Genomic DNA, 23,719 nt, shown 5'->3' on the forward strand with positions numbered 1-23,719 from the left:
GTATACCGTCTAAAGACGGTGGAGTTAGACCACGCGTTTGGAAATTAAACTAAAAAGCATTTGGTTATTATGTGTTCTCAATTGAAGCTAAAATAAACTGGTGGTATAATAATGGCATCCCCATAAATATTTTGATTTGTTTGTAATTTATCCGAACTCATTTTATATTTACTGTACGAAGAAAGAAAACCAATGAAGAATTACACGCCCATATCTCAAAGGTTTGTCAAGAGAGCCTCTCTGAATTTAAGAGGCCAACGGCGATCACACTACTAGAACACATCCCCGTGAATGCGGCTGGGAAACCTGACAGGAAATTACTGTTTCAGATGAAGGCAAAGCTTCAGGCTCCCGCTTGATCCTGACAAAGCCTTAGCCTTTTTTATCGCTCATACTTGTAGACATTGGAAGTAACGATCAGTACTGCAGCGCAGATTACAGATGAAGACTATGATTTCTTGATGGATATCATTATTCGTGGCACCATGATTACTACCCAAGAGGCGTGTAAAGCAATGCGAGGTCAGGAAAAAGGTGTAATTATTAATTATGGTTCCATTTCTGGCTTGCGAAAAGAACCTAGTGTGACTTTGTATTAAATCGGTTTGGGCAGAATATAAAGGAACAGAAAATATAATTGATAGTTAGGGGGGAGCAAAATAAATGGTTCGAATGAACACAGTCATGATTTATGATGACGGACGCGATCAGTAAGTTACACTGGTTCGCGCCCGATAACCGCATTACCTAAATTTCAACTTCTACTCATCTTCCTTTTTTTTACTATCCACACCCTTCATTGGTTTTTTTTCCTTTGTTTCTTCGCGAGCTTATCCTCTTTTTCCCGCTTTTTCTTAAATTGTCTGAGCTCCTTCATTTCCTTTTTTTGTTGTGCGGTACGTCTGATCTGTTCATACCTAAGTGATCTTAGAAGTGAATACACCATTAGCAACATGATAATGGAGAACGGAAAGGCGGCTATAATCATGACATTTTGTAGCCCTTGGAGTCCACCACTATACAACAAGACGATCGCTGTCACCGAAAGGACGATGCCCCAAACGAACTTTATTCCATTCGGAGGGTTTAGGGACCCATTCGTTGAATGCATACTTAGAACAAAGGTTGCGGAATCCGCGGACGTGATAAAGAAAACAGCGATTAAAATAATCGCCAAAATCGATGTAATGGTGCTAATGGGCATGGTACTTAGAATACCAAACAGCATTTCTTCTTCTGCTAATGAAGAAATAGTCATAATTCCTTGGGATTCAAGCGATATTCCCGCACCACCGACGAATGAAAACCATATAAACCCAACCAAAGAGGGGACGAGTAAGACGGCGATCGTAAATTCTCTGAGTGTGCGCCCTCGTGAAACCCGTGCAATAAATGTCCCCACGTAAGGAGACCAAGCGATCCACCAGGCCCAGTAGAAGATGGTCCAATCATTAATCCACTCCCGACGTTCTGGACTACCCGGAGCGATGCGAAAACTGAGTTCAGGGAGTGTCTGTATGTAGGTACCAAGCGTATTCGTAAAAAGGTTTAATGAATACAGAGCGGCACCAAATGTGGCAATGAATACGAGCAAGATCAATGCTAATATCATATTGAAGTTACTTAGGAGACGAATCCCTTTATTAAGTCCTGTCGTCGTAGAAGTTAAAAATAAAGCCGTAACGATAACGATTATGATCGCTTGTACCCAAAAGTTAATCGGTAGATCGGTTAAGTAGGAAATCCCTCCGTTCATCTGCACGGCACCAAAACCAAGGCTCGTAACAATCCCTGTTACCGTTGCAACAAGTGCAAAGGTATCGATCACTTTTCCTGTAACCCCATCCGTATTCATAATCGGCGATAGCGTCCCACTTATTAACCCAGACTTCCCTTTCCTGAAATTAAAGTACGCAAGGCAAATCGCAATCATGGCATAGATGCCCCAAGCATGTAACCCGTAATGAAAGAAGACAAATCGCATGGATTCACGTGCAGCCTCAACAGTTCCTTCGTCGACTGTTGGCGAGTGTATCGCAAAATGTGACATGGGTTCTGCCACTCCAAAAAAGACAAGACCTATTCCCATACCAGCGCTAAATAACATCGCAAACCAAGATAAATAGCCATATTCAGGTTTATCGTCTTCTTTTCCAAGCTTTATTTTTCCATACGGACTCACAATTAGAAATAGACAAACGATCGCAAAAAGGGTGACGGCAATGAGGTAATACCAACCAAACGTGTTTGAAATAAACCCCTGAACGGTTCCAGTTACTGCCTCTAGATTATCCGGTAACAGAACACCAGATATAATCACTAAGGTTAAAATCCCAACAGCCCAATAAAAGACAGGTTGGACTTGACTGTGCTTTGAGTTCATGAAGATTCTCCTTTAAGAACAATATTTTTTAGTATGCACAGTAACCTATGTTTTAAAAGTCATTATTGCACGCTGCCATGTAAGTGCACATAGATGAGAGGGTGCTGTATTGCTCTTGGTCAAGCGGTCATGCCGCCACCCATGAACGCTGGTTTATGTACCGTAATGAGTAATTTACGTTCGCTTTGGCAAAATTCAGCTTCGGGTCCCATTCATTATGCGCCAATTGGACCTTTAAGGATAAAAAAAGCCACCTAATGGGCCCGGGTACTAACGTCACAAGGAAGGTGCGCAAGTCTGGTCTTCGGACTGTCCCTCCTCAATACGCCAAAGATGGACGCCAAGGCTGAAACCGCCCTAAGTTATATAATGCTCGGGGCGGTGGCGGACATGATTGGTTATTGTGGTATCACTGGCTGTTTAGTGGAATCATTGCTGCTTGTCAACGTCTGAAAGCTGCATTCTTCTCTTGAAAAACGTGGCTATTTAAAAAAAGAGTGGCTTGTTTTTAATGCGCTGTTCATTATTGACCTGAACATAAGTTGCCCGTTTCTTGAACAAGCTAGAAGCTCCCATTAGCAGGTCTTGTGGAATTCATTCGAAGCTCTTCATTACGGAGTCGTCTAACCATTAAGGGCGTACAGTATAAGAAGCATTTACACTAACTTGACCGATGACTATACTTCCACCCGTAGAGAAAACGTATAGACTTTCCAAGTTCGGGACAAAGACCGTATAACTATTGTCAGGCGCGGCTGTAGCAATAACTTCTGTTCCAGCAGCATCAGTACTAATATTTGCTGTATCTGCGCTCGCATTAAAGTTTGTAAGTGTGACATAACCGGATGCCGTTCCAGTCGCGTGTTCAAAGATTTGTACTGCATCAGCAGCTACTGCTTCTGTATTATAAGTGTTACATGTAGACAACTGGACTAGTTGTGGTTCAGGACAACAACTCATGGAGATCACTCCTTTTCTAACGTATTTTGTTGCGTTCCATACTAAGTATATGTAACTCTCGTTTCATTCGGGTAGGTAAGTACCACTAGTCAGATGTACATTTTGAGTGGGTGGGGTACAAGGGCTGGTACAATCCTATGATGAGACCATAGATTGGATAAAAGGGTTAAGTAGCTCAGACTTGGATGTGATAGTTTTGAACAAGGGCAATTGTCCGGATCGAACCATGTTTTTCTTTACTCAAAATCAAGGAACGATGTCCATTCCGTTTGGTGTTGGCATTGAAACGACTGTGTTAACGCTACCTGCAGCAACCACGCGGCAAATACAATCCGTAAAGCTGGATTATACGATTCAATTATTAGTTCAAATCCAGGCACTTCAAACCAACTTTTCTTATGGGGTACGTACCCGCTTAAGGAGAAATAGCACACTTCTGGTCACCCAAACTTTCCAGCAAGGCGCATCCAAACTCCTTAACCTTGCACTGACTCGAAGGGAATATATTCCTAATACATGGGTTGATGATGGAGCTGCAGGGCAAAATACGTACACTATAACTCTCGAGTATTTCCAGCGTTCAAATGCGAACTTAACGGTAACGGCTGAGACGCGGTCGTTGAATGCAATTGTTATAGACTAAAGTCATAGATCAGAGAACTTCGCTCCTAGTTAACCATTATCGTGGAAATTTGCGCATGCTATTTCACTCCGCATTTAGCCAGATTGGATGATCGTGGACAAATTTCCAAGCGTGTCTCTAGATAGAATGGAGCCATGGTAGGCTCGATGCCTTGCGACAAAGGCTCTCAGCTCTCACCAAAAACCATGCCTTCAGAAACTCCATGTCAAGCCAATAGCAGTATCTACAGTAAATAAAGGGAAGGCATTGGCACATTATGCTAGGTTTTACCTGAGAGTATGTGTAAAGTAACCTCTTAAGTTGCAAAAAATCAGCTTTTTTTGCTGAGATCGCGTGATGCTCTACACCTGTCATTGCTTTGTCACTTCCATCGCGAACGTTTCTGAACACTAAAAAATTTGCATACTCTTATTCAATGCGTGTAATGAATAGTTAAGCAGTATTTCCCTGTGACCTCTGCCGTATCAATTGATACCGAAACAATATCTCCAAAAGTCTGAGAAATGGTATTGCCTTGGGGGATAGTTAGCGTCTGTGTTGTGGCATTGCTTTGGGTTACTGTAACTGTAACCGTAGATGGGGTTCCCCGGCCATAGTAAACAGATACCGTTCCAGAAGGAAAGACAGTCTCGTCTATACTATAAATGGTTAAAGGAATGGGTGTAGGAAGGTTTGTATCAAAGGTTCCGCATTTTTCGTCTGTTACGGTCGTTCGATCAGACCAGCGTTTAAATGTTTTTTTACAACAATCGGAATGCTTTTTATCACAGCGATCCGCTAATGGCTTCTTATACGTGTTTTTTTCATTCTTGAATCTTCTAAAAGGACATGGGTTTTGGACGCATCTATATTTGTGATGACGGTAACCACCAAAATGGCTGTATTCGTTAAATGGCATTTGATTCGCCTCACTATCGTTATAATTGGTTATTTTATGCAAGCAAGACGTTTGGTGTATGGGCAGGGGGAGCGGTGAACGAAATACAAGGATATAAAACTTCATGAATTTATTTTAATCGCTCAACGTTCGGAGTTGAACCTTTTTGAACCCTGATAAAAAAAGTTCAAGCCCAAAAAATGTGTAAGTAACGAGTTTTGGACAGTAGTGAGGGGGTTATCGCGGATTTTTGCTCCTCACGGAAGAGCAATACTTGTTTCTCTTTTTCCCAGTAAGGTGTTCTTTATGTCCGAAAGTTGAGTTCATGCGGTTAAGTAAGCATCAAATAATCCCCATCTGTTTCCAGATGGGGATTTCGAGCACGGCGGTCCTGCGGAAGCGCCTGGCAGCGGTTGATCCAATTGCTCCCATCATATTGGAAAGTTCCTTGACCGCACTGATTAATGGTTCACTGCTTTTTGCTGCTCCAGGTGGATTTCACCGTCTGTGATCGTATAGACCTTGTCAAAGTAGTCAAGTAACCGGGTATCATGTGTGACCACAATCGTTGTTTTGTTCCGTTTTTTGGTTAAATCGTGAAACATCTCCATTACTTCAAAAGCTCGATTTGTATCAAGCGATGCGGTGGGCTCATCTGCCAAAAGGATACTAGGGTCGCTGTAAAGTGCCTTGGCAATTGCAGCACGCTGTTGTTCGCCGCCGGACAGCTCAGAAGGATACGTGTTTCTCAAGTTCTCAATGCCCAGTGATTGATATACCTCCCGCAGTTTGTCGCTCGAGAGGTTTTTCCCTTTGACTTTATCCAGTAACTGCATTTGTTGATCGACCGTCAGAAAGGGAACCAGGTTGGATGACTGAAGCACAAACCCAATTTCATTTAAGCGAATGCGAGATCGTTTCTTTTCCTTGAATGTTGTGAGGGTATACCCGTTAATCACAACGTCTCCATGGCTCGGGGTTTGGAGTCCGCCGGCAATGGTTAGAAATGTACTCTTCCCCGAGCCTGATGGCCCAACGACGCCAATTAATTCTCCGTGTTCGGCGGTGAAATCCGTTGTTTTCATGGCTTCCACCATGGTATGTCCTGTTCCAAATACTTTACTTACTTGATGCAGTTCGAGTGCGGGCATACGTTACCCCCCTATCGCTTTTAATGGATCTATATTCACAATCGTTCGTACCGAAATCAGTGCGCCCACTATAGATACCGCAATCAAAACAAGGCCATACACCAGCATCAAGAAATAGTCAAACGCAACTGGGACAGCCGCCGGGAGAAAAAATCCGGTCACAACAGCGAGCAGAAAACCTACGACTACGCCAGCAATGGCCAAAACAAATGTTTGTGCAACAACAGAATGTGCTAAGTATTTGCTGGAAATTCCCTGTGCTTTCATGACGCCGAACATGCCTATCTTTTGGATGGTCAGCACGTAAAGGAAAATGGCCAGGATGACCGCTGAAATGATAAACAAGAAATAAATCATAAATGTCAATGTAAGATTTTGTTCTGTATAGCCAGGCAGATTCTCAATAAATGTGGAAGTCTCGACCATCTGCAGCTCGTCACCAACAGGAACAGTGGCAATAGTCTCATCCCGCACAACGACCCCATTCACTTCTCCTTCATTGAACGCTGCGGCTTCCCCGAAACGAACCTGCTGCAGTGTCTGGAGATCCGTGTATAAAACAGGAGCTGCATTAAATCTGGCATTGTCTGTAAATCCTGTAATGGTTACTGTCCGATCCGAGCCGGACATCTCCAGTTCATCCCCAATCGCAAACCCTTCTTCTTTCAACGTATCATCGGCAATGACTTCCCCCTCTGCCGTGAAAGGCTCTCCTTCGATCACCTCTGGCATAAGAAATTCATCTTCTCTGATGCCAAAGATCGAAACATTGGATTTGAGGTCATCAGCACTGGCAATGGCATTGAACTGGCCTAACACCGCATACGCGTCAGCACCCTCACCGCTGAAATCGTCGCTGTTTAGAGTGGAGCGAGGAAGGTTCACATCAGATTCTTCTGTGAGAATAATCCCATCCGCATTCCATTTATCCACCGCTTCCCGGTTTAATTGTTCCAGTCCATTGGCCAACCCGGATAGAAAAAACACAAGATACGACACGAGAACCAGCACTCCAGTGATCAGCGCATAACGCAGCTTGTTGTACTTTATTTCTTTCCATGCTAGAAACATCGCTCTCCTCCTACATAGCAAACTAGCCATTTATCAAGTGATAAGTACAAGTCAATCTATACCATACATGCAAACAACTGATCAACGGATAAGCTGTTTGCAGAGCAATACGTGTCAATGTTTTCTTGTCCCGTGTAAAATCAAGTCCACAAGTAGGGCATAGTACCCAGATATGGATTTCGGTTTGTGTTCCCAAGTGGGCATGGGTTGCCCCATTGTTAACAAACAAAAACGCGCGGCCTCTTCGGGCGAAAGGCTGTCCCTTAATGACCCGTCCTCTTTCATCTGTTCGAATAGATTGATAAAAGGTTCTAAGTACGTTTGCTTCCACAAGGAATAGATGTGAAGGCGGTTTTCCTCTTTGAACTCAACTAAGATATCATGAATCATCATCATGATACTCGTGGGATGTTCCTGTGCTAACACCTCAAGCATGGCTTCTAACTGCTTGGAAATGGAGTTTTCAGAGATCGCCTCTATTTTTGACTGTATGGTTTCAACAAAAGACTCCATCATGGCCATATACAGTGATTGCTTGTCTGGATAATGATAGTAGAGGGCAGGTTGTGTGATGTTGCACTTTGCCGCAATTTCCCTGGTGGTCACGGCTCGGTAGCCTTTCTGCATGAATAGCTGTTGAGCGGTTTTTAAGATTCGGTTTCTAGTCCATGCGAGTTCTTCTTGTTTCGATTGTGGGTTTCTCATACTAGCTACTCCCTTATCTACCTTTAGTGGTTATTTTACATACTTATGCGCTTGCTCGCACGCAAACGTGGATCTAGGCAAAAAGTTTTGCCGGAGGTCTTTTTTTAGGAAAAGGGAAGCGTAACTGTTGATACATCAGGGGATGAGCGGAGGGGGTTATAAACCTTTTAGCAAAATAAATAAAACTAAAGAATCAATACTTTTATATCATTTTTCTTTAAGCTTTGGTATAATGAGGTTGGATGATTCTGGGGGGATTGAGGATGGCTGAGAATTCATTGCAAGTCGGAACAATGCTATATTTCGAGGAAACGACCAATGCTGGAGAAGCGTCTGTTTATAAAGCGAGAATTGCGGATATGTTCTCCTCTCATCTAGCGGTGGAGGTGCCCACCCATGACAAGAGCGGCCGGGTCCGTATTTTTGAGCAAGGCCAACAACTTAAAGCCTGGTTTGTAGATAAACAAGGGAATTGCTATGTGTTTTCGACAGTCGTGATCGGAAGGGAAAAGGATAGGATTCCGTTGCTGTTAATGACTCATCCGCATCGCGAACTACATAAGATACAGCGGCGGGAATTTGTACGTGTCCCGAGTCAGCTTCCTTTAACACTTCATTCAGTAAAAGACAATGAGTTTCCTTCCATAAAGGCTCTGACCCGTAATATAAGCGGAGGGGGGCTTGCGTTTATTTTAAAAGAGGCCCCGCCGTTTGAATCAGGAACAAACCTACGATTCTCCTTAGAGTTGCCAAGTTCAAAGGAGGACGTCGTTTCTGTAGAAGGAACAGCTCAGGTGGTACGAATCGCGCCTCCTGCTGAAAAGGTTGACCCCTATCAAGTTTTTTTGCAGTTTTCAGCGATTGAGGAAAAGGAACGTCAGGCGATTATCCGTTATACATTTAGGAGACAGCTGAAACTGGGGAAGAAATTTGGATCGTGAGTGAAGACAGCCAACGTCTAGGGGGGAGATGGGGATGGAAGAAATTCTGGGACACTATAATAGTTGGTTTGTTGCTTTATCCATTTTTATGGCTATTTTTGCTTCATATACGGCCTTGGATCTCGCAGGTAGAGTCTCGCATTCTAGTCATTTTCGGCAAATAGGCTGGCTGTTTTGCGGAGCTTTCACAATGGGGCTGGGCATATGGTCGATGCATTTCATTGGCATGTTGGCCTTTGAATTGCATAGGCCGATGAATTACACGACAAGCATTGTCATCCTTTCAATTCTAGCCGCATTTGTAGGCGCATTCATAGCCCTCTACGTTGTGAACATGAAGGAGTTAACGTGGGTACGCCTTATAATGGGTGGACTGTTTATGGGAATCGCCATTGCCTCTATGCACTATATCGGCATGGAGGCGATGGAAGGCGTACACATTAGCTATGATCCCTTCTTGTATGTTCTTTCCGTTTTGATTGCTGTTGGGGCTTCCATCGCCGCTTTAAAGATATCGTTTGAATTGAGTCAAAGGGACCATTCTCTTCTCTTGCGGTTAGTAGGTGCTGTGATTATGGGATTGGCGATTGCCGGTATGCATTATATAGGAATGGAAGCGGCGTCCTTTCATCACTTGGAGAACGCTATTCATCAAGAAGAAGGAATGAATCCCATACTGCTAGCCATTGGTGTTGGGTTAGCCACACTTTGTATTCAATCTTTTCTAGTTTTTGGTGCTTTTGCAGATCGTAAAATGGCTGTCCAAGCCATGAAGATTCATAAAATGGCTTACTATGATGACCTTACGGATGTCCCCAACCGTCGCTACTTTGTGGAAAAACTAAATCAGCTGATGAGGCAAGTTCGGGAAGAAGATCGTCAAGTCGTTGTTTTTTTTCTCGATTTAAACCGATTTAAAATCATTAATGATGCACTGGGTCATAACTTCGGCGATCTTTTGTTGAAAGAAGTGGCCCTAAGGCTGAAAGAGCGTGTGGGCGATGGAGGGCTTGTGGCTCGTCTAGGAGGAGACGAATTTACCATTTTGCTCGAAGGGAGGGCGAGTATAACCCACGCGGAGACACTCGCTTCCGTTATCTGTCAAGATTTCGATCAACCCTTTACTGTCAACAATCAGAGTTTATACACCCCAGTGAGTATCGGCATGGCCGTGGCCCCCGAAGACAGTGAAGACGCGGATGAGATTATGAAATATGCAGATATGGCCATGTATGAAGCAAAAAATCGCTACAAAAGCCACTATCAGTTCTATTCTACTGCCTTGGAGAAAGACAGCAAGCAACTGATTCGGGAACAAGAATTGCGGGTCGCCATTGAAAACGATGAATTTACGCTGTATTATCAACCGAAAATTAACTGTGAGACGGACGAGTTGGCTGGCATGGAGGCTCTTGTCCGGTGGATACTCCCTGATGGAAAGATCCGTTACCCTCGAGAGTTTATCGACCTTGCTGAAGAAACAGGACTAATGATTCCCTTAGGAAAACGAATTTTGGAACGCGCATTCCAACAAGCCAAATCTTGGTTGGATAAGGGATGGGAGATTCCTATATCGGTCAATGTGTCTCCAAGACAATTTCAGTCAGAACAGTTTATGGATGATATTTCAATGTTACTGGAAAAATATGAGCTTCCGGGTCGTTACATAGAACTCGAAGTAACGGAAAGCATGACCATGGAGAACGTCGAGCGTTCCGTCCGATTGCTAGAGGCTCTTCGTGCCCTAGACATTTCAATTTGCATCGATGATTTTGGCATTGGGCATAGTTCGTTTGATTATCTCGAAAAGTTCCCCATTCAAGGTCTAAAAATTGATCGTTCTTTCATTGAAGGGATTCATGAAAATGAAAAGAGAGAGCAGATTACCAATGCCATTCTGGCCATAGGACAATCCCTAGGGCTTGAGGTCACCGCAGAAGGAGTGGAAACAGAAAGACAAGTCAGTTACTTGAAAACAAAGAAATGCTCTCAAATCCAAGGCTTCTACTATAGCCAAGCGCTACCTGTGGCGAAGATTGAAGAAAAATATTTGAATGACCTCTTGAGCCCACGGGACAAGAATACTGTTTCGTGAGAATGTAACCTCAAGAAACGTGAAGGGTGTAGCGGATGCGAAGATGGGGAGACAGCAAAAAACGGCACGCCTCTGCTCCTCTTGGACATGGACGTCACCATCTATAGACTGTTGTCCACCGCTCTCTAGCAAACCACAAAAGCAGGCGCTTTACCAATAGGTGAAATGCCTGCTCCGGACTTCTTGTTTGCTCGGTCCCAAAAAAGGAATGAACCGACCGAACGTTTCCCCCTACCAACCCCCGACTGCTTTGTAAGAGCTGACTCGCTTCTCTAGATCTTCGACAAGCCTCTCCAAAAAAACGATGTTCTGAGGAGAGAGGGGGATGAAATTGCTGAGGTCCTGCTTCATGTAGACCGTGTGCCAAAGTCGATCACGTAGTTCAAGGGGCAGAGATTCAGGCTGCAGGTCCGTCACTTTTTGCACCATGGAACGGTAAGGCTCAAGAGCGTAGTTCGGAAATTGAGTTTTTAAGAGGTGGTTAATTTCAGTGAACAATTTGTAGGCGGCAAGGTTATGTTCCATAGCGGCTCCTTTTTGTTTGCTTAATTTTAGGGTGCACTGGACAGGGTCCAGTGAATCGTTGTGTTGTACTGGTCCTGATAGACACTTCCGGGTGGAACATGCAGCTGAAATCCCCTCTCTGTGGGCCAGCCAAGGTGATGTTCTCCTCCGGCGGAGGGAGACACATCTCCGCGGGCAATTTCTACATTGTTTGCCCCAAGCGGGATCGCGTGGCCGGAAGCGTCGACGAAGACCAACGCATCGTCGAGGGTGCGAGTGGCATCGGTTGTGGACGTCAGCGGCTCGCGAATGGAGGCGCCAAGACTCCACATTGGTTGGTTTGGCCCTCTGAGATCTTGAATGACGATGGACCAGTCTTGATCTTTGCGCTTGTAAGCCGCGTTTGTAGATTGAATCGTTCCCTCTTCAAATTCAAGCGTAGACGGCACATGGGCAAAGCTCAATGTGCCTCCCTGAACCCGGACGATGGCGTCGATGGGGCTTAACGATTTGTTTTCGGCTGTTCCGGCGATGCGCAGGAGATAATCACCAGGGCGGTAGAGGTGATCGTCAAGCACGACCTCGTTGATGACGTCTTCCAGTGACATGCTTGCCAGCGCTTCTCCTGTAAAATGGTTGATGGCACTTGTGTAGTCACGGAAGTCAAACGGGCCTCCGAGTGGAATTTCGATTACAGGAAGGCCGTTTTCAATTGGCAAATCGGGTCCCATTTTAATTTTCGCATTCCACGTGGGCACCGTCGCGGAAACGGAATGATTGGACTGAACGCTGCTAAAAGAGACCCCGAAGGCAAGCTGCTTTTCTGGGTGAGGGGGGAGTTTCCCGCCCTCTAGATCGAGCAAGGAGAGGTCAGCCTTTGTCGTGAGTCCTACCTCCAGATGCGGAGGACCGGAACTCTGAGAACAGATGGCTTCTCTTAAGTTGTCAAGCAAGCCTGGAGAGACGTCGTTTGTTGCAAAAGAAATCGCATTTGCGCTTGAATTCACTTGATACTCTTCCTTAGAGACGGCCAGCGTCTGCTCCTCGATTCTGATGGTGCTCTCTGTGATAGCTTCTTTGTACGCAGAAGCGTTTAGCTCTGTTGGAAGCTGAAGGGTGATGCGAAAGGTAAAGTCCCTATGGATGCGAACGGTCCCTCCCCATTCCGTTGTCAGCGACCCGGCCTCCCAAATGTCATTGCTTTTGGACGCATGATTAGCGGAAAACGTTGAGTTCCCGCCAATCAGAGCAGGTGGGGGTGGAGGGCCTGTGGGACAGGAAGCCGGTCCAGAGGTAGCTGCGCTATTTGCCCTGATCTCTGGAGAATCTTCCTGTTCTTCCACTTCCTCGCCGTTTTCTTCTTGGTTTCCCTCGCTATCGTTGCCAGTGTCTTCTTCGTTTTCGTCCACAGGAGCTTGACTCGATTCGTGTTGTTCTTCTGTCTCGGTGCCAAGAGCTGGATCCTCGAGCTCTGTTTCCTCATACCTGGAATCAAGCCCCTCTGCTTCGAGCTCTCGGTCTTCCTCCTCTTCAGGAAGACGTTCTTCTTGCTCCGGAGCGGCACTCTCCTCCTCAGATGGGGCATCCTCTAATTCCTCTTCACACGCTTGTATCTCCCCCGCCGCGCATTCGAAATCTTCCTCCTCCTCGGTCTCCTCCACCGTTGCGTAGACAGCCATAGGCGGAAAAAGGAGGGCGAACGTGAGGATGAATCCCAGTTGTTTAAGCCGATGTCTCATCTGCAGTGCCTTCTTTCCTCCTGGTTGTTCGCCGCCCGAGGTAAAAAGAAAGGACGATCGCTGCAACCGCGGCTGCAGCTCCCCCTCCAAGCGCCACCATCCCAAAGCCAGAATCGTCTTCTTCCGCCTCGTCCTCTGTAATGGCTTCGTTGTTAAGCGACTCGGAGTTTTCCTCCTCAATCGTAAACACTTCTTGCCATTCCCAGGTCTCCTCAGGGGTGGAAGCTTTCATTTTCAAGTGGTAGTCGCCAGGGGAGAACGCCGCATCGCCCCATTCAATCGGAAAATCGACGTTGGAGTTCGGTGCCATTCGTCCCTGTTCATGGGTGGTGGCGGCGAGAAGCTCCTCGCCATTCTTTTCATACACTTCGGCTTCAATCAGCAGCTCATCGACCAAGACCGCTGTGCGATTTTGCAGGGTTGCGGTGATCGCCTGGCGGTAATTGATGAGTTTGGGCTGAATGCTGTGTAGATGAAGCTCAGGAGTGATCGCTTCTACCGGACGTTCGTCACTCTGGAGTTTGAGGCCGATTACGTAGGCGTATGTATTGGTGACGGCCACGCCTTGCGCGTCTTCCTCCTCATCGCTTGATGGCGCCTCTTCAAAATGAAGCCCGCCAAGAATCATTCCTTCCACGGGCTGATTGGGCAGCGCCAGCTCAATCGGGACTTCCTTTTGCTCATGGGGGGGTAAGACGATCTCCTCCTCCACGGAAGCGATGTCAGTAATCGGAAGGGTCATACTTTCGTCCAGTTCCGGATCGATCTGTGTATAGTCAATCTCCATATGAGGGTTTGTTGTAGCAACCGTCACCCGCGGCAAAACGACAATCTCCTCATCGCTCGTATTCGTTACAAGAACCGTGAGTTTCTGATCGGCCCCTGGTTCCATCCATAAGTCAAAGTACGACTGATGGGCGTCGGTTTGATTGTCGGGCAGGACCGGATCGACCGTAAAAGAAACGCCCTCATCGGCAGAGGTGCTTCCTTGCCGTGTGAAAAAGACACAGACTCCAAGGAGGATAATCGTTAGCAATTTCTTTGTCATCAATTGTTTTCTCCTTTCACAGCAAGAGAAGGCAGGAGACCTCGGTACCTAGTCTTTATGGTGTAGAAGCGAGAGTCCAGGTAATTTCCGTCGAATACGACGTCGCTCTTGCTGAACCGGCAGGCACCTCTAGCGTCACATTGTTTTCGGTGAAGCCTGTTTGCCAAGAGCCCATCCCCTGATCCGTGTCCGCTTCGAACACCCTTTGCGCATGATCGTCGAGCGTAAGGGGGGTAAACGTGTTCGGCGACTCGGATTGGTTCGAACTGTCGGTAGGGTTGCTACCTTCAGGCGTAAGCGTGATTGTTGAGCCTTTTAATTCTTCTCCTGCTCCGGAGGTCAACGGACCAGCCTGGACAGTGACATGCCAGCCGTTTCCAGTTCCACGATTATCTGTGACTTGAACATACGGTTGGTCAACTTCGGCTGGTTGGTAGGTCTTTGTTTCGGACACAATCTCTTGATTGCCAAATTGGAAGGCACCTGGGACATTGTCGAGGCTCAGCCCCCCTTTTTGAAATTGAATGGTTGCCTCTGTCGTCTCTGTTTCACTCGTGGCTTCTTCCCCTTGCGCGAGTTGTCCACTTCCTAGCACAGTGGCCGCAGTAAAGAAGCACATCGCTGCCATTAACGTTCGTCGTTTCATTTTTTCCTCCTAAAGATGGGATATAAAAAATGGTTGGGTACGCAAAATCAATGAATATAGATCCAATGACCCGAGTACTCATTAGCATCGTACTATTTTTTTATGTGAAACTTGAGTTCAAGTTTTGCGGGTTTGTGATGCAAAAAGTGAATGATTGCTGTATTGTGGAGAAAGGTTAGCCTTAGATCTAGGATCGTAATGCTTGTAATTTTCCATTAAAAAGCTTATATTTACATATAATGGCTTAATATGGCGGATGATAACTGGCCTTTGCGCATGGTTCTATTTGCTTAGTGTAAAATACGCCTGTTCGCTGGTTTATTCACTCTTTTTTAGGAAGAGGAGGGATTCGATGCAATTCTTTTTAGATAAAGCATCCTATCGCAAGGTAAAGTTGCTCAAATTGCTTGATTCCCAATCAGACTGGTGGACGTCCTCCCAATTAGCGAACGAGCTGGGTTGTTCGGAACGCGCGCTTCATACGTCGCTTCACACGCTGGCAAGTGAACTAAAGAGAGAATTTGAGCAGGCGGGAATTGAAGTAAACCAAAGACGAGGGGTGCGCCTGAACAAAGCACCCAATGTTTTTTTACACTCGTATGCCCTCCACCAACTAAAAAAGAGCCCCATGTTTCAGCTCTGTCACCAAATGTTTCAAGAGGATGTAACAAGCTTGGAGAACTTCTCTGAATCTGCGTTCATGAGCAAGTCTTCGTTGTCCCGAGGCATCCGTAAGCTAAAACCACTGCTAGACTCCTATCGACTCCGCCTTGAAACTAGGCAGGCGGTTCTGGTCGGAGAGGAACATCAAATTCGTTATTTCTACTTCAAGTTTTACTGGAATGCCTTTAAGGGGGAGGAGTGGCCTTTCACCTTCGTGGAACGCGAGGAGCTCCTTGATGTTGTCGTGTTGTTTGAAAAAGCGCTGAACACGACGTTTTCTTGTAGCCAAAGCGAACAAATCCTCTACCATTTAGCGATTGCGAGGTCAAGGGCGGGGTTAAACCCAGAGGGGAGAACCCCGTTTGTTGACGTTCCCTACGCGTACGACCACCCTTTAATTGAGAAAGCGAAAGAAGCGATCGAAGGAGCCTTAACGACCTTTCCGTCCCCTGAACGATGGTATGAACAGTCGTTTCTCGAAAGCCTGTTGATCGCCCATCCTTTTTTTGAAAAGGAGACACCGATGCTCAGGCAGGTCCTATTCCATCACTGGGACAGTCATTCGCTTCCTTGGCAACGTTCTGTACAAATCTTTCCCGTTCTTTCCTTGTCATTCAAACGGAACCCACCTGTTGAATCAGCATTGCTCCTCGGCAATTTATTGCAGTTTCATTGCCACCTAGACTTATTTCAAGGTCAGAACTTTATGATACTTGATGACTCATTGCTGGACAGCACGGCAGAAGAGGGTTCGACCGTACTAAAAACCCTTAGTACCATTTGTGAGGAAATGTTCCCATTAGAAACGCACGGTCCTCTTTATAAGCGTAAAGATGAGATTATTCTGACATATATGGCTCTAATCGATACGTATGTTGACGTGAGCCAGCTGGAACCGTTGATTCACATCCGAATCATCTCAAGTGGGGGCACCGTACTCGAAAACCAAATCGCCAAAAAGTTGGAAGAGGAACGGGCATTCAACATCCGCAACGTCAAAAGTCGCACACAAGAAGAGCCTGTAGATTTAATCGTGACAGATCGCATGGATGAGTCCAGACGTTTTCCTGCGCCGGTCTTTTTCTGGAGTTCTTGCCCGACCTCTAATGAGTGGGAGCGCCTTAAGAAAGAGCTTGCGAAGATTGGGGAGGAAAAGCAGGGAGGGGGATAGAGGTCTCCACATTGGTAGTGAGGCGGCTCTTTAAAGCATCTACGAGGTTTACATCGTACCACTTCTACGTTATTGTAAATGAAAAGGGTTACGTTGAAAGGGGAAATCGGAGTGCCAACCATTCAAGTTGAAGGAAAAGGATCGTTTGAAGTAGAAGAAGGAAAAAAGCTCGTCCTTGCCTTAGAGGACAATGGCGTGGATATTCTCCACCGTTGCGGCGGAAATGCGAGATGCACGACCTGTCGAGTTGAAGTCTTGGAGGGCGATCCAAGGGCAATGGGGACGGCGGAGGCAGAGATTTTGGAGAAGAAGGATGTAGTAGACGGAAAGAGCCGTCTTTCCTGCCAAATTCGCGTGTACTCGGATTTAACGGTAAAGCCATTGCGAACGGCTTCTGAGGATGGAATAGAACCGGGGAAACGGCCGGAAGATTGATCTCTGTACGAAAGTAAGTAAATAAACACTAGGACCTGAGGCACGCACTGCTCAGGTTTTTTTGTGGCTTCCTCTAAAACCGAGTCTCTCTACTCACACCTAGCGCGGTAAGAATCGCACCAATTGCCTGAACCCAACTCCCAATTGTATTGACCAGCTCATTGTCTATTCCCGGAAGCTCGTTTTCCCCTGCGCCTCTAAGCTCATTGACTCCTGCGATCGCTTGCATCGCGTTTCCAATAATCTGCAGCAAATTGCCATAGATATCGTAAAAGGTGTTCATCGTCAGCCCTTCGTCCAGCGCATCGTTCAAGGACAGGGCTCCTCCCACCCCTTGGATGAGTTCTCCGTTAATGTTTAACTTGATCACGGCCTCCTCACTAGCCGTGACTAAAGAACCAATGACATTCGATAGGTTCCCAATGGACTGAACTTTATTTCCTAGCCGGTCCAGGGAGGGGCTCGCCTCACTATCAGCAACGAGCCCGTTCCCTGTGGCCTGTAAGACGTTTCCCCACAAATCAAGATCGGAAAGCAGCTCATCGCTAATCACTTTCGACGGGGTATTTCCCACCGCAGAAATTGTTGTGCCAATGGCTTGAACCCAGGAGCCAAACAGGGCTTTCGTTTGATTGTTGTCCAATTTCAGCAACCACCTATTCAACGTAAGTTCTACTATCCTATTCATGAGTGATGGGTTTTGTTACGACTAGGCGCTAGAAACTGGACAAGATGGAGTAATAGCAGTGCCATCTATGGTTCGGTTATAGAAGGAAATCCGACCCGTTAGGCCGTTTTATGAAAGAAATTCCGACTCTTTCGTTTGTATGAAAATGACTCGAACCCCTTGCCACGTCTAAGTTTATAGAAATGACGCTTATTTTCCGCTCTTTATTCTTGCGCCATGGTTTTGCTTCTTCGAATCGTCAGGCGGCTCTGTCGTATGAGAGCAACTGGTGCAAAGACGCAAACAGATTTAGTAGTAAAGCACAGTCGCTAGAAAAAAATCAAATTTAAAAGACCCACCATGGTCCGCATAGAAGAGGCGTGGTGGGTTCTGTTAGAAAGATTATACAGTGGTTCATTAAAAGAAACAAGCAGGGCAGAGAGGAAAGTTTCTATGGCTGTTCGTGGGTAGCTTTGTCACGAAGACTAGGGAGAGGTGGTTCGAACTGACTGGTACACCTACTGGCTCAGCAGCGTGCGGCTTGCAATCATTTGTCAAAGACCTACCTCACCCCTCTCCTCAGAAAGACGACCAACCTTCAACAAACGAAACCCCTCTCCCTCCACCTCAATTTCACTGCTAGATTCAAAAGAGCGCTTGCCGCTGCTATCAACGAGCGTTTGCTTAGAGTAAGTAGAAGGAAGCACAACCGTCTGTTTCTCCTTGCTAGCGTTAATAGCAAGGAGCAGTTCTTCGCTCTCTGTGTATTTGGAATACAGCAGGACATCATCGGACGCCGTTTTGTGAAACTTCAATGTGCCGTCGGAGCCTAGTGCCTGGTATTCTTGCCGCCACCGAATGAGTTCTTTCAAAAAGGTGAATAAGTCGTGGTCCTGCTTTTCCTTCTCCCATACCATGCAAGCGCGACAGCCCGGGTCGTTTTCGCCGCTCATCCCGATCTCGTCGCCGTAGTAAATGCAAGGCGCACCCGGAAATGAGAAAAGCATGAGGAACTGAAGCTTGACGAGCCGTTTGTTCCCTCCGCTCTCGGTCAGGATGCGAGCGGTGTCATGGCTGTCAAGAAGGTTGAACTGGACTCGGTTGACGGTGTCCGGATAGCTGAACAAGTGGCGAGTAACCGCATATTCAAACGACTTCGCACTCTCACCATGCAGGAGGAAACCTTGGATGGCATCGGTGAGCGGGTAATTCATGACGGCGTCAAATTGATCGCCTTGCAGCCACGGACTTGCCTGGTGCCAGATTTCCCCTAAAATATAGACATCCTCTTTGACGTCTTTGACCGTTGTTCGAAAGTCCCGCCAAAATTCATGGTCGACTTCGTTGGCCACGTCAAGGCGCCACCCGTCAATGTCGAACGTTTCGATCCAGTACCGTGCCACTTGAAGCAAGTACTGCTTTACTTCCGGGTTCTTGGTGTTCAATTTCGGCATGGAACTAACAAAGGCGAAGGTCTCATAATTGGGCCGTTCTCCTTCCGGTTTTAAAGGAAAGTCGTGAATATGAAACCAATCCTTGTAAGGCGAGTGTTCGCCTTTTTCCAGGACGTCCTGAAACGGCTTGAAGTAATACCCGCTATGGTTAAAGACCGCATCGAGCATGACGCGGATGCCGCGGGAATGGCACTCCTTGACAAGTGTTTTTAGCGTTTCTTCGCTCCCGAATTGAGGATCGAGCTGCATGTAATCGATCGTGTCGTATTTATGGTTGGAATACGCTTTAAAAACAGGGGTGAAATAAAGGCCGCTGATGCCCAGATCCTGCAGATGATCCAAATGATCGATCACCCCTTGCAAATCGCCGCCAAAAAAAGAATCCTGTCTAGGTTCCTTACTCCCCCACGGCAGTGTGCCTTCCGGGTTTCTGCTTGGATCGCCATTCGCAAAACGCTCCGGAAAGATCTGGTACCAAACCGTGTCTTTTACCCAATGAGGCGGAGCGAATACTTCCGTTTCATGCAAGTAAGGCAGACAAAAGTAGGGGGCCACATGCTCCGGTGCTTGATGAAAAAATCCTCTTTCCGTTAGGACGAGCGTTTCCTGTTCAGATTTGAGTAGAAAGCCATAGCGCAATCGCTGGTGAGGCAGGGGAATCGTCGAAGACCAGTAATCGTAAATGCCGTCCGTTCCCGCATAGTCCATCTCCGTCTCTTCCGATTGCCACACGCCTTCTTCCCACTCATAAGGGTCGCCGTGAATCAGCGCAATGGTTTGCACATCGTTTCTTGCCGTTTTTATTCGTACACAAACCGTCTTCGAGTCAATGTTGTAAAGGTCTGCGTGGGTTTGTCGGTGTTGTACAGCCGCTTTTAACATCGTTCCCCTCCTGTCTAAATCATCATTTAAGCTAAAGTTTAGAGGGGGTTGGGGCAAATTGTCAACAATTTTTGCAAACGATTTCTTATAAGTATAGAGTGGGAAAGCAGCATGTGGTTTGGTAGACAGTTCCATAGGCGTTGTCCCTTTTGCTTGGTTCTTATGGGCCTGGCAGAGAGGAAGCTGAGGGGTTAGGGCCCGAAGCAAGCAAGCCAAAGTCCTTACTAGTGTGGGTGGAAGGTGTTGAACAGTATCTAGCATTATATGGAGAAATTACTGAATCCTTTACATAGGAAAATCTTCAAGTACTTTGACCTAATTACAATGCAAACGGTTTCATTAATTTTATATTTGTTGTAACATGTAACCAAGATTCTATGCAAAGCCTTATCATTATTTATGAGTGAGGCTAAAAAAGGGGGGACTTTTTAAGAATCATTTGTGAAAACGGTTGCGCTTATGGGCAGATATTCCACTCAGTTGTGAAAAATGCAATTCATTTCCTTGTGCAAAGGTACTAAGGGCGGCTGACCCAGACGAGAGGAGCGATAATCCAAGAAGAATAAGAATCCAACGGAGCGAGATAACTATGCTTTTAACTGCGAACGTTAAGCTAGATATTATAGGAGGTAAACATGGAACAGTTAAATACAAAACGGATCTTTAGCATTGGCCTGGCCTTGGTACTTGCTTTTAGCATGTTTTTTGTTCAGGAGGCCAGAGCGTGGCAATCGGATGAACCCTATGATGACGTGGTTTTGCGCGGTGATGCAGACGCTTTGGATTGGTCCTCCAACGGGAACCCGCTCACGTTTAATGAAGAGGAGGACGTGTGGGAAAGTGCGCCAATTCCTTTAAACGGCGGGGAGGACGTGCAGTACAAATTTGTTTACGACGGTGAATGGATGCCTGGGGACAACTTGACGTTCACTCCGGCGCAAACGGGGCAGTATGTCTTTGTTTTTCATCCAGGGGACGAGCGCCGTGTGGATGTGCGTGCTGTAGACGAATACGATGGCAGTGTCACATTACGCCTCGAAGTCCCTGATGATACTCCGGATTGGCGAACACCAACGGTGGCTTCTAATCTGAATAACTTTAATCACCGAGTGACGGAAATGTCTGCGGACGGGGAAGGACATTGGCGCGTTGAACTGGCTGGCCCTGTTGGAGAAGAATTGAACTATGTCTACAGCCTCGGGGATGCTAGGTTTGCGGAAGTGCGCAATGAAAACCGAGTGACTGAGTTTACCGAAGAGGGTCATGAAGTGAAAGATGTGGTAGAAACGTGGAAGGCCGTGCCCATCGCCGAGAACGTGACTCACGACTTTAACCACCAACCATTCATCCCTAGTAATGGCGATGTGGTGACAGTGGAAGTTGAAGTGGAACATTACGGCCCAATCACGGACGGGGCTGTTTATTATACTACGGACGGCTCGGTGCCGGATGGGGCACGGGGAGACGTAAACAATGGAGAGATGGCCTCTCTTGCCGTAGAGGCCAGTGAAAAAGAAGGTGGGCTGACGGTATCCACTTTTGTTGGCACCATTCCCCAGCAAAAGAATGGAACACCGGTCAAATACAAGATCGATGTGTGGGATGAAGTAGGAGAAGGTTCCCAATTTGCCGATACGAATAGTCAAACCGCGGAGGAAGCCACCGAGTTTGCCTATTATGTCGACGAATATGTCTCACCGGAATGGGCAAAGAATGCAACGATTTATCACATTTTTATCGATCGTTTCAAAGATGGAGACTCTTCCAATAACGAAGAGAATGGGGATCTTCCTTATGAGGAGCAGCTGAAAGGTTGGATGGGCGGCGATTTGGCTGGTGTGCAGGAGAAGCTGGACTACGTGGAGGATCTCGGGGTAAACACGATATACCTCTCCCCTGTGTTTGATGGACCTTACTCCCATGGCTATCACCCGGCCGATTTCAAGAGTGTGGATGAGCGTTTCGGAGATCCGGAATTATTAAAAGAAGTGATTGATGAAGCGCATGAGCGGGGGATGAAGGTCATCTACGATTTCGTACCCAATCATACGTCGGATCAACATCCCTTTTTTCAAGATGCCTTAGAAAATGGCAAAGACAGTGATTATTACAACTGGTACACGTTCACTGACTGGCCTGACCGCTATGAAACGTTCTACGGTATTGACGAACTGCCACAATTCAATAACGACAACATGGATGCCAGGAATTATATGATTGAAGAGGTGGTGCCGTACTGGCTGGATGAGTTGGACTTTGATGGGTTCAGACTCGATTACGCCAAAGGACCGAGTTACAGTTTTTGGGTGGATTTTCGTCATGCTGTAAAACAGGCGGACCCAGATACGTATATTTTTGGTGAGATTTGGGACAACCGGGAAAAAATCAATTCCTACGCTGGCCAATTAGACGGCGCGTTGGATTTTGTCCTCCACGATACGATGAAAAATGTCTTCGCCCACGGTGGCTCTATGCAGGAATTGAGCGAGACGGTGGAACAGAATGTAAAGACGTATCCAGAAGAGTATATCATGACGTCGTTTTTGGATAACCACGACGTGCCCCGTTTCCTGTTTGAAGCAGGAGACGATGTGAATAAACTAAAATTGGCGTCAGCCACACAGTTTGCGCTGCCTGGTTCGCCGATCATTTATTACGGCACAGAAGTCGGTATGTCGCAAAGCCGGGATCACAATGAGTATCAAGACTGGTCCGATCGCTGGTACCGTGAAATGATGCCTTGGGAGGAAGAGGAGCAGAATCAGGAATTGCTCTCGCATTACAAAGAGATTATTAAACTACGAGAGGATCACAGTGCTTTTCGAACCGGAGATTTTCAGGAACTTCATGTGGATCAGAACCTGTTTGCTTTTGAGCGTCGGGATAAAGAAGGTCAGTTCATCGTGCTATCCAATAAAGGAGAAGAGACGGAAATCAATTTGAACGAGGTATCTAACGAGGGCGATTTGGTCGATGTGACTTTGCACAATGTATTTGATGAGGACGAAGTGATCAAACCTTCGGATGATGGGACGCTAAGTGTCAGAGCGCCTGCCCAGGCGGTAACCATTTATGAAGTGCGTGAGAAAGCGCCGCGCCTTTCAGAGAAGGAGCTAGAGGAAATAAAGGAACGTATGAAAGGAAGTACTCGTTTTGAGGCGGCAGTAGCATTTTCCAAAGCGTATTGGACGATGTCCGAAGCGGTTGTGCTAAAGACCGGGGGCAATGGCGATGACGTGGTAGATGAGTCGCGAGAGTATCCGATTTTATTTACCAAAGGAAACAGCTTACACCCAGCGACCCGGGCTGAATTGGAAAGACTGGGTGCGGAAAAAGCGATTGTTAAAGGCGGTTCCGGAGCCTTATCTCGTAACGTACGTGCTGATTTAAAAGAGTTGGGCATTGAGATTGAGAGGGTTAGATGAGGACGGAATAGTTAGGAAGAAGAATAGGGTGACCCTGTAGATCGTATGGTTTAGGATCACCCTATTTTCTAATTCTCCTACTAAAAACGGAAAGGTGAAAAACTTTCTTTTAACCGAAAGTCCACGAAAACTCGGAAGGTTCGTTGCTAGCGAGGCCAGCTGCAGAAGTGTATTGCTAGAGTGCATTATAGTGATTTAGCGGGAAAGAATATAACTCAACTTTCGCACCAAGAAAATCGCAATGAATTCAACGCCCATG

At 46.5% G+C, this 23,719-nt stretch carries 20 protein-coding genes; 8 read left to right on the plus strand and 12 right to left on the minus strand.

The annotated features are described in order from the left end of the window. The first annotated feature begins 404 nt into the window (after nt 1-404). Nucleotides 405-599 (plus strand): SDR family NAD(P)-dependent oxidoreductase, encoded by a 195-nt coding sequence (locus AVZ68_RS21120; RefSeq protein ID WP_157404719.1) that lies wholly within the window; start codon nt 405-407, stop codon nt 597-599. A 197-nt stretch (nt 600-796) separates the two neighbouring features. Here AVZ68_RS21120 and AVZ68_RS18210 read toward each other — a convergent pair whose 3' ends face one another. Continuing rightward, a complete protein-coding gene (locus AVZ68_RS18210; protein WP_059106002.1) occupies nt 797-2,383 on the minus strand; it encodes a BCCT family transporter in 1,587 nt (528 codons plus the stop codon). A gap of 333 nt (nt 2,384-2,716) precedes the next feature. On the opposite strand from AVZ68_RS18210, the gene AVZ68_RS21170 reads away from it, so the two are divergent. Beyond that, nucleotides 2,717-2,836 carry a hypothetical protein gene (locus tag AVZ68_RS21170; RefSeq protein ID WP_082676774.1) on the plus strand — a complete coding sequence of 40 codons (120 nt, stop codon included), beginning with the start codon at nt 2,717-2,719 and terminating at the stop codon, nt 2,834-2,836. Nucleotides 2,837-3,013: 177 nt separating this feature from the next. Here AVZ68_RS21170 and AVZ68_RS18215 read toward each other — a convergent pair whose 3' ends face one another. After that, nucleotides 3,014-3,343 (minus strand): S-Ena type endospore appendage, encoded by a 330-nt coding sequence (locus AVZ68_RS18215; protein ID WP_059106003.1) that lies wholly within the window; start codon nt 3,341-3,343, stop codon nt 3,014-3,016. A 196-nt stretch (nt 3,344-3,539) separates the two neighbouring features. Here AVZ68_RS18215 and AVZ68_RS18220 point away from each other — a divergent pair, with 196 nt between their 5' ends. Next, on the plus strand, nt 3,540-3,986 hold the full coding sequence (locus AVZ68_RS18220) for a hypothetical protein (protein WP_157404721.1): 447 nt from the start codon (nt 3,540-3,542) through the stop codon (nt 3,984-3,986). Between the two features lie 412 nt (nt 3,987-4,398). Here the strand turns inward: AVZ68_RS18220 and AVZ68_RS20385 are convergent, their stop codons facing one another. From AVZ68_RS20385 to AVZ68_RS18235, 4 genes are all read right to left on the minus strand, one after another. Beyond that, the gene (locus AVZ68_RS20385) at nt 4,399-4,884 is read right to left on the minus strand and encodes an S-Ena type endospore appendage (RefSeq protein WP_157404723.1); all 486 of its coding nucleotides are present in this window, start codon (nt 4,882-4,884) and stop codon (nt 4,399-4,401) included. Nucleotides 4,885-5,324: 440 nt separating this feature from the next. Beyond that, a complete protein-coding gene (locus AVZ68_RS18225) occupies nt 5,325-6,014 on the minus strand; it encodes an ABC transporter ATP-binding protein (RefSeq protein WP_059106005.1) in 690 nt (229 codons plus the stop codon). 3 nt (nt 6,015-6,017) lie between these two features. Continuing rightward, the gene (locus AVZ68_RS18230; RefSeq protein WP_059106006.1) at nt 6,018-7,085 is read right to left on the minus strand and encodes an ABC transporter permease; all 1,068 of its coding nucleotides are present in this window, start codon (nt 7,083-7,085) and stop codon (nt 6,018-6,020) included. 114 nt (nt 7,086-7,199) lie between these two features. Further along, complete coding sequence (locus AVZ68_RS18235; protein ID WP_059106007.1) at nt 7,200-7,790, minus strand: TetR/AcrR family transcriptional regulator; 591 nt, start codon at nt 7,788-7,790, stop codon at nt 7,200-7,202. A gap of 263 nt (nt 7,791-8,053) precedes the next feature. Here AVZ68_RS18235 and AVZ68_RS18240 point away from each other — a divergent pair, with 263 nt between their 5' ends. Beyond that, a complete protein-coding gene (locus AVZ68_RS18240; protein ID WP_059106008.1) occupies nt 8,054-8,731 on the plus strand; it encodes a flagellar brake protein in 678 nt (225 codons plus the stop codon). A gap of 34 nt (nt 8,732-8,765) precedes the next feature. Further along, on the plus strand, nt 8,766-10,826 hold the full coding sequence (locus AVZ68_RS18245; RefSeq protein ID WP_059106009.1) for a putative bifunctional diguanylate cyclase/phosphodiesterase: 2,061 nt from the start codon (nt 8,766-8,768) through the stop codon (nt 10,824-10,826). 231 nt (nt 10,827-11,057) lie between these two features. Here AVZ68_RS18245 and AVZ68_RS18250 read toward each other — a convergent pair whose 3' ends face one another. The 4 genes from AVZ68_RS18250 to AVZ68_RS18265 are packed head-to-tail and all read right to left on the minus strand — an operon-like array spanning nt 11,058 to nt 14,763. Further along, the gene (locus AVZ68_RS18250; RefSeq protein WP_059106010.1) at nt 11,058-11,351 is read right to left on the minus strand and encodes a hypothetical protein; all 294 of its coding nucleotides are present in this window, start codon (nt 11,349-11,351) and stop codon (nt 11,058-11,060) included. Between the two features lie 26 nt (nt 11,352-11,377). Then, nucleotides 11,378-13,069 carry a WxL domain-containing protein gene (locus tag AVZ68_RS18255; protein ID WP_059106011.1) on the minus strand — a complete coding sequence of 564 codons (1,692 nt, stop codon included), beginning with the start codon at nt 13,067-13,069 and terminating at the stop codon, nt 11,378-11,380. Further along, nucleotides 13,053-14,117 (minus strand): WxLIP family cell surface protein, encoded by a 1,065-nt coding sequence (locus AVZ68_RS18260; protein ID WP_059106012.1) that lies wholly within the window; start codon nt 14,115-14,117, stop codon nt 13,053-13,055. Before AVZ68_RS18260 ends, AVZ68_RS18255 begins: the two co-directional genes overlap by 17 nt. A gap of 55 nt (nt 14,118-14,172) precedes the next feature. Beyond that, nucleotides 14,173-14,763, minus strand: a complete 591-nt coding sequence (locus AVZ68_RS18265; protein ID WP_059106013.1) for a WxL domain-containing protein — start codon at nt 14,761-14,763, stop codon at nt 14,173-14,175. A 352-nt stretch (nt 14,764-15,115) separates the two neighbouring features. On the opposite strand from AVZ68_RS18265, the gene AVZ68_RS18270 reads away from it, so the two are divergent. Continuing rightward, nucleotides 15,116-16,597, plus strand: a complete 1,482-nt coding sequence (locus AVZ68_RS18270; RefSeq protein WP_059106014.1) for an AcpB/EbpR/MafR family transcriptional regulator — start codon at nt 15,116-15,118, stop codon at nt 16,595-16,597. Between the two features lie 111 nt (nt 16,598-16,708). Next, entirely contained in the window at nt 16,709-17,032 is a 324-nt protein-coding gene (locus AVZ68_RS18275; RefSeq protein ID WP_059106017.1) for a 2Fe-2S iron-sulfur cluster-binding protein, read from the plus strand. A gap of 73 nt (nt 17,033-17,105) precedes the next feature. Here the strand turns inward: AVZ68_RS18275 and AVZ68_RS18280 are convergent, their stop codons facing one another. Then, nucleotides 17,106-17,675: a DUF6944 family repetitive protein gene (locus AVZ68_RS18280; RefSeq protein ID WP_082676778.1), complete on the minus strand. Its 570-nt coding sequence runs from the start codon at nt 17,673-17,675 to the stop codon at nt 17,106-17,108. A gap of 578 nt (nt 17,676-18,253) precedes the next feature. Continuing rightward, a complete protein-coding gene (locus tag AVZ68_RS18285; RefSeq protein WP_059106016.1) occupies nt 18,254-20,035 on the minus strand; it encodes a glycoside hydrolase family 13 protein in 1,782 nt (593 codons plus the stop codon). Between the two features lie 635 nt (nt 20,036-20,670). Between AVZ68_RS18285 and AVZ68_RS18290 the strand changes: the two genes are divergently transcribed. Continuing rightward, nucleotides 20,671-23,460: an alpha-amylase family glycosyl hydrolase gene (locus tag AVZ68_RS18290; protein ID WP_082676779.1), complete on the plus strand. Its 2,790-nt coding sequence runs from the start codon at nt 20,671-20,673 to the stop codon at nt 23,458-23,460. Nucleotides 23,461-23,719: the final 259 nt, after the last annotated feature.

It is taken from the genome of Shouchella shacheensis (assembly GCF_001484965.1).
Taxonomy (GTDB): domain Bacteria; phylum Bacillota; class Bacilli; order Bacillales; family Bacillaceae_D; genus Shouchella; species Shouchella shacheensis.

Excerpts from the sequence above, each read along its gene's own strand:
- AVZ68_RS18210 (WP_059106002.1), bottom strand. The coding sequence starts at position 2,383 with ATGAACTCAAAGCACAGTCAAGTCCAACCTGTCTTTTATTGGGCTGTT.
- AVZ68_RS21170 (WP_082676774.1), top strand. The coding sequence starts at position 2,717 with ATGGACGCCAAGGCTGAAACCGCCCTAAGTTATATAATGCTCGGGGCG.
- AVZ68_RS18215 (WP_059106003.1), bottom strand. The coding sequence starts at position 3,343 with ATGAGTTGTTGTCCTGAACCACAACTAGTCCAGTTGTCTACATGTAAC.
- AVZ68_RS20385 (WP_157404723.1), bottom strand. The coding sequence starts at position 4,884 with ATGCCATTTAACGAATACAGCCATTTTGGTGGTTACCGTCATCACAAA.
- AVZ68_RS18225 (WP_059106005.1), bottom strand. The coding sequence starts at position 6,014 with ATGCCCGCACTCGAACTGCATCAAGTAAGTAAAGTATTTGGAACAGGA.
- AVZ68_RS18230 (WP_059106006.1), bottom strand. The coding sequence starts at position 7,085 with ATGTTTCTAGCATGGAAAGAAATAAAGTACAACAAGCTGCGTTATGCG.
- AVZ68_RS18235 (WP_059106007.1), bottom strand. The coding sequence starts at position 7,790 with ATGAGAAACCCACAATCGAAACAAGAAGAACTCGCATGGACTAGAAAC.
- AVZ68_RS18240 (WP_059106008.1), top strand. The coding sequence starts at position 8,054 with ATGGCTGAGAATTCATTGCAAGTCGGAACAATGCTATATTTCGAGGAA.
- AVZ68_RS18245 (WP_059106009.1), top strand. The coding sequence starts at position 8,766 with ATGGAAGAAATTCTGGGACACTATAATAGTTGGTTTGTTGCTTTATCC.
- AVZ68_RS18250 (WP_059106010.1), bottom strand. The coding sequence starts at position 11,351 with ATGGAACATAACCTTGCCGCCTACAAATTGTTCACTGAAATTAACCAC.
- AVZ68_RS18255 (WP_059106011.1), bottom strand. The coding sequence starts at position 13,069 with ATGAGACATCGGCTTAAACAACTGGGATTCATCCTCACGTTCGCCCTC.
- AVZ68_RS18260 (WP_059106012.1), bottom strand. The coding sequence starts at position 14,117 with ATGACAAAGAAATTGCTAACGATTATCCTCCTTGGAGTCTGTGTCTTT.
- AVZ68_RS18265 (WP_059106013.1), bottom strand. The coding sequence starts at position 14,763 with ATGAAACGACGAACGTTAATGGCAGCGATGTGCTTCTTTACTGCGGCC.
- AVZ68_RS18270 (WP_059106014.1), top strand. The coding sequence starts at position 15,116 with ATGCAATTCTTTTTAGATAAAGCATCCTATCGCAAGGTAAAGTTGCTC.
- AVZ68_RS18285 (WP_059106016.1), bottom strand. The coding sequence starts at position 20,035 with ATGTTAAAAGCGGCTGTACAACACCGACAAACCCACGCAGACCTTTAC.
- AVZ68_RS18290 (WP_082676779.1), top strand. The coding sequence starts at position 20,671 with ATGGAACAGTTAAATACAAAACGGATCTTTAGCATTGGCCTGGCCTTG.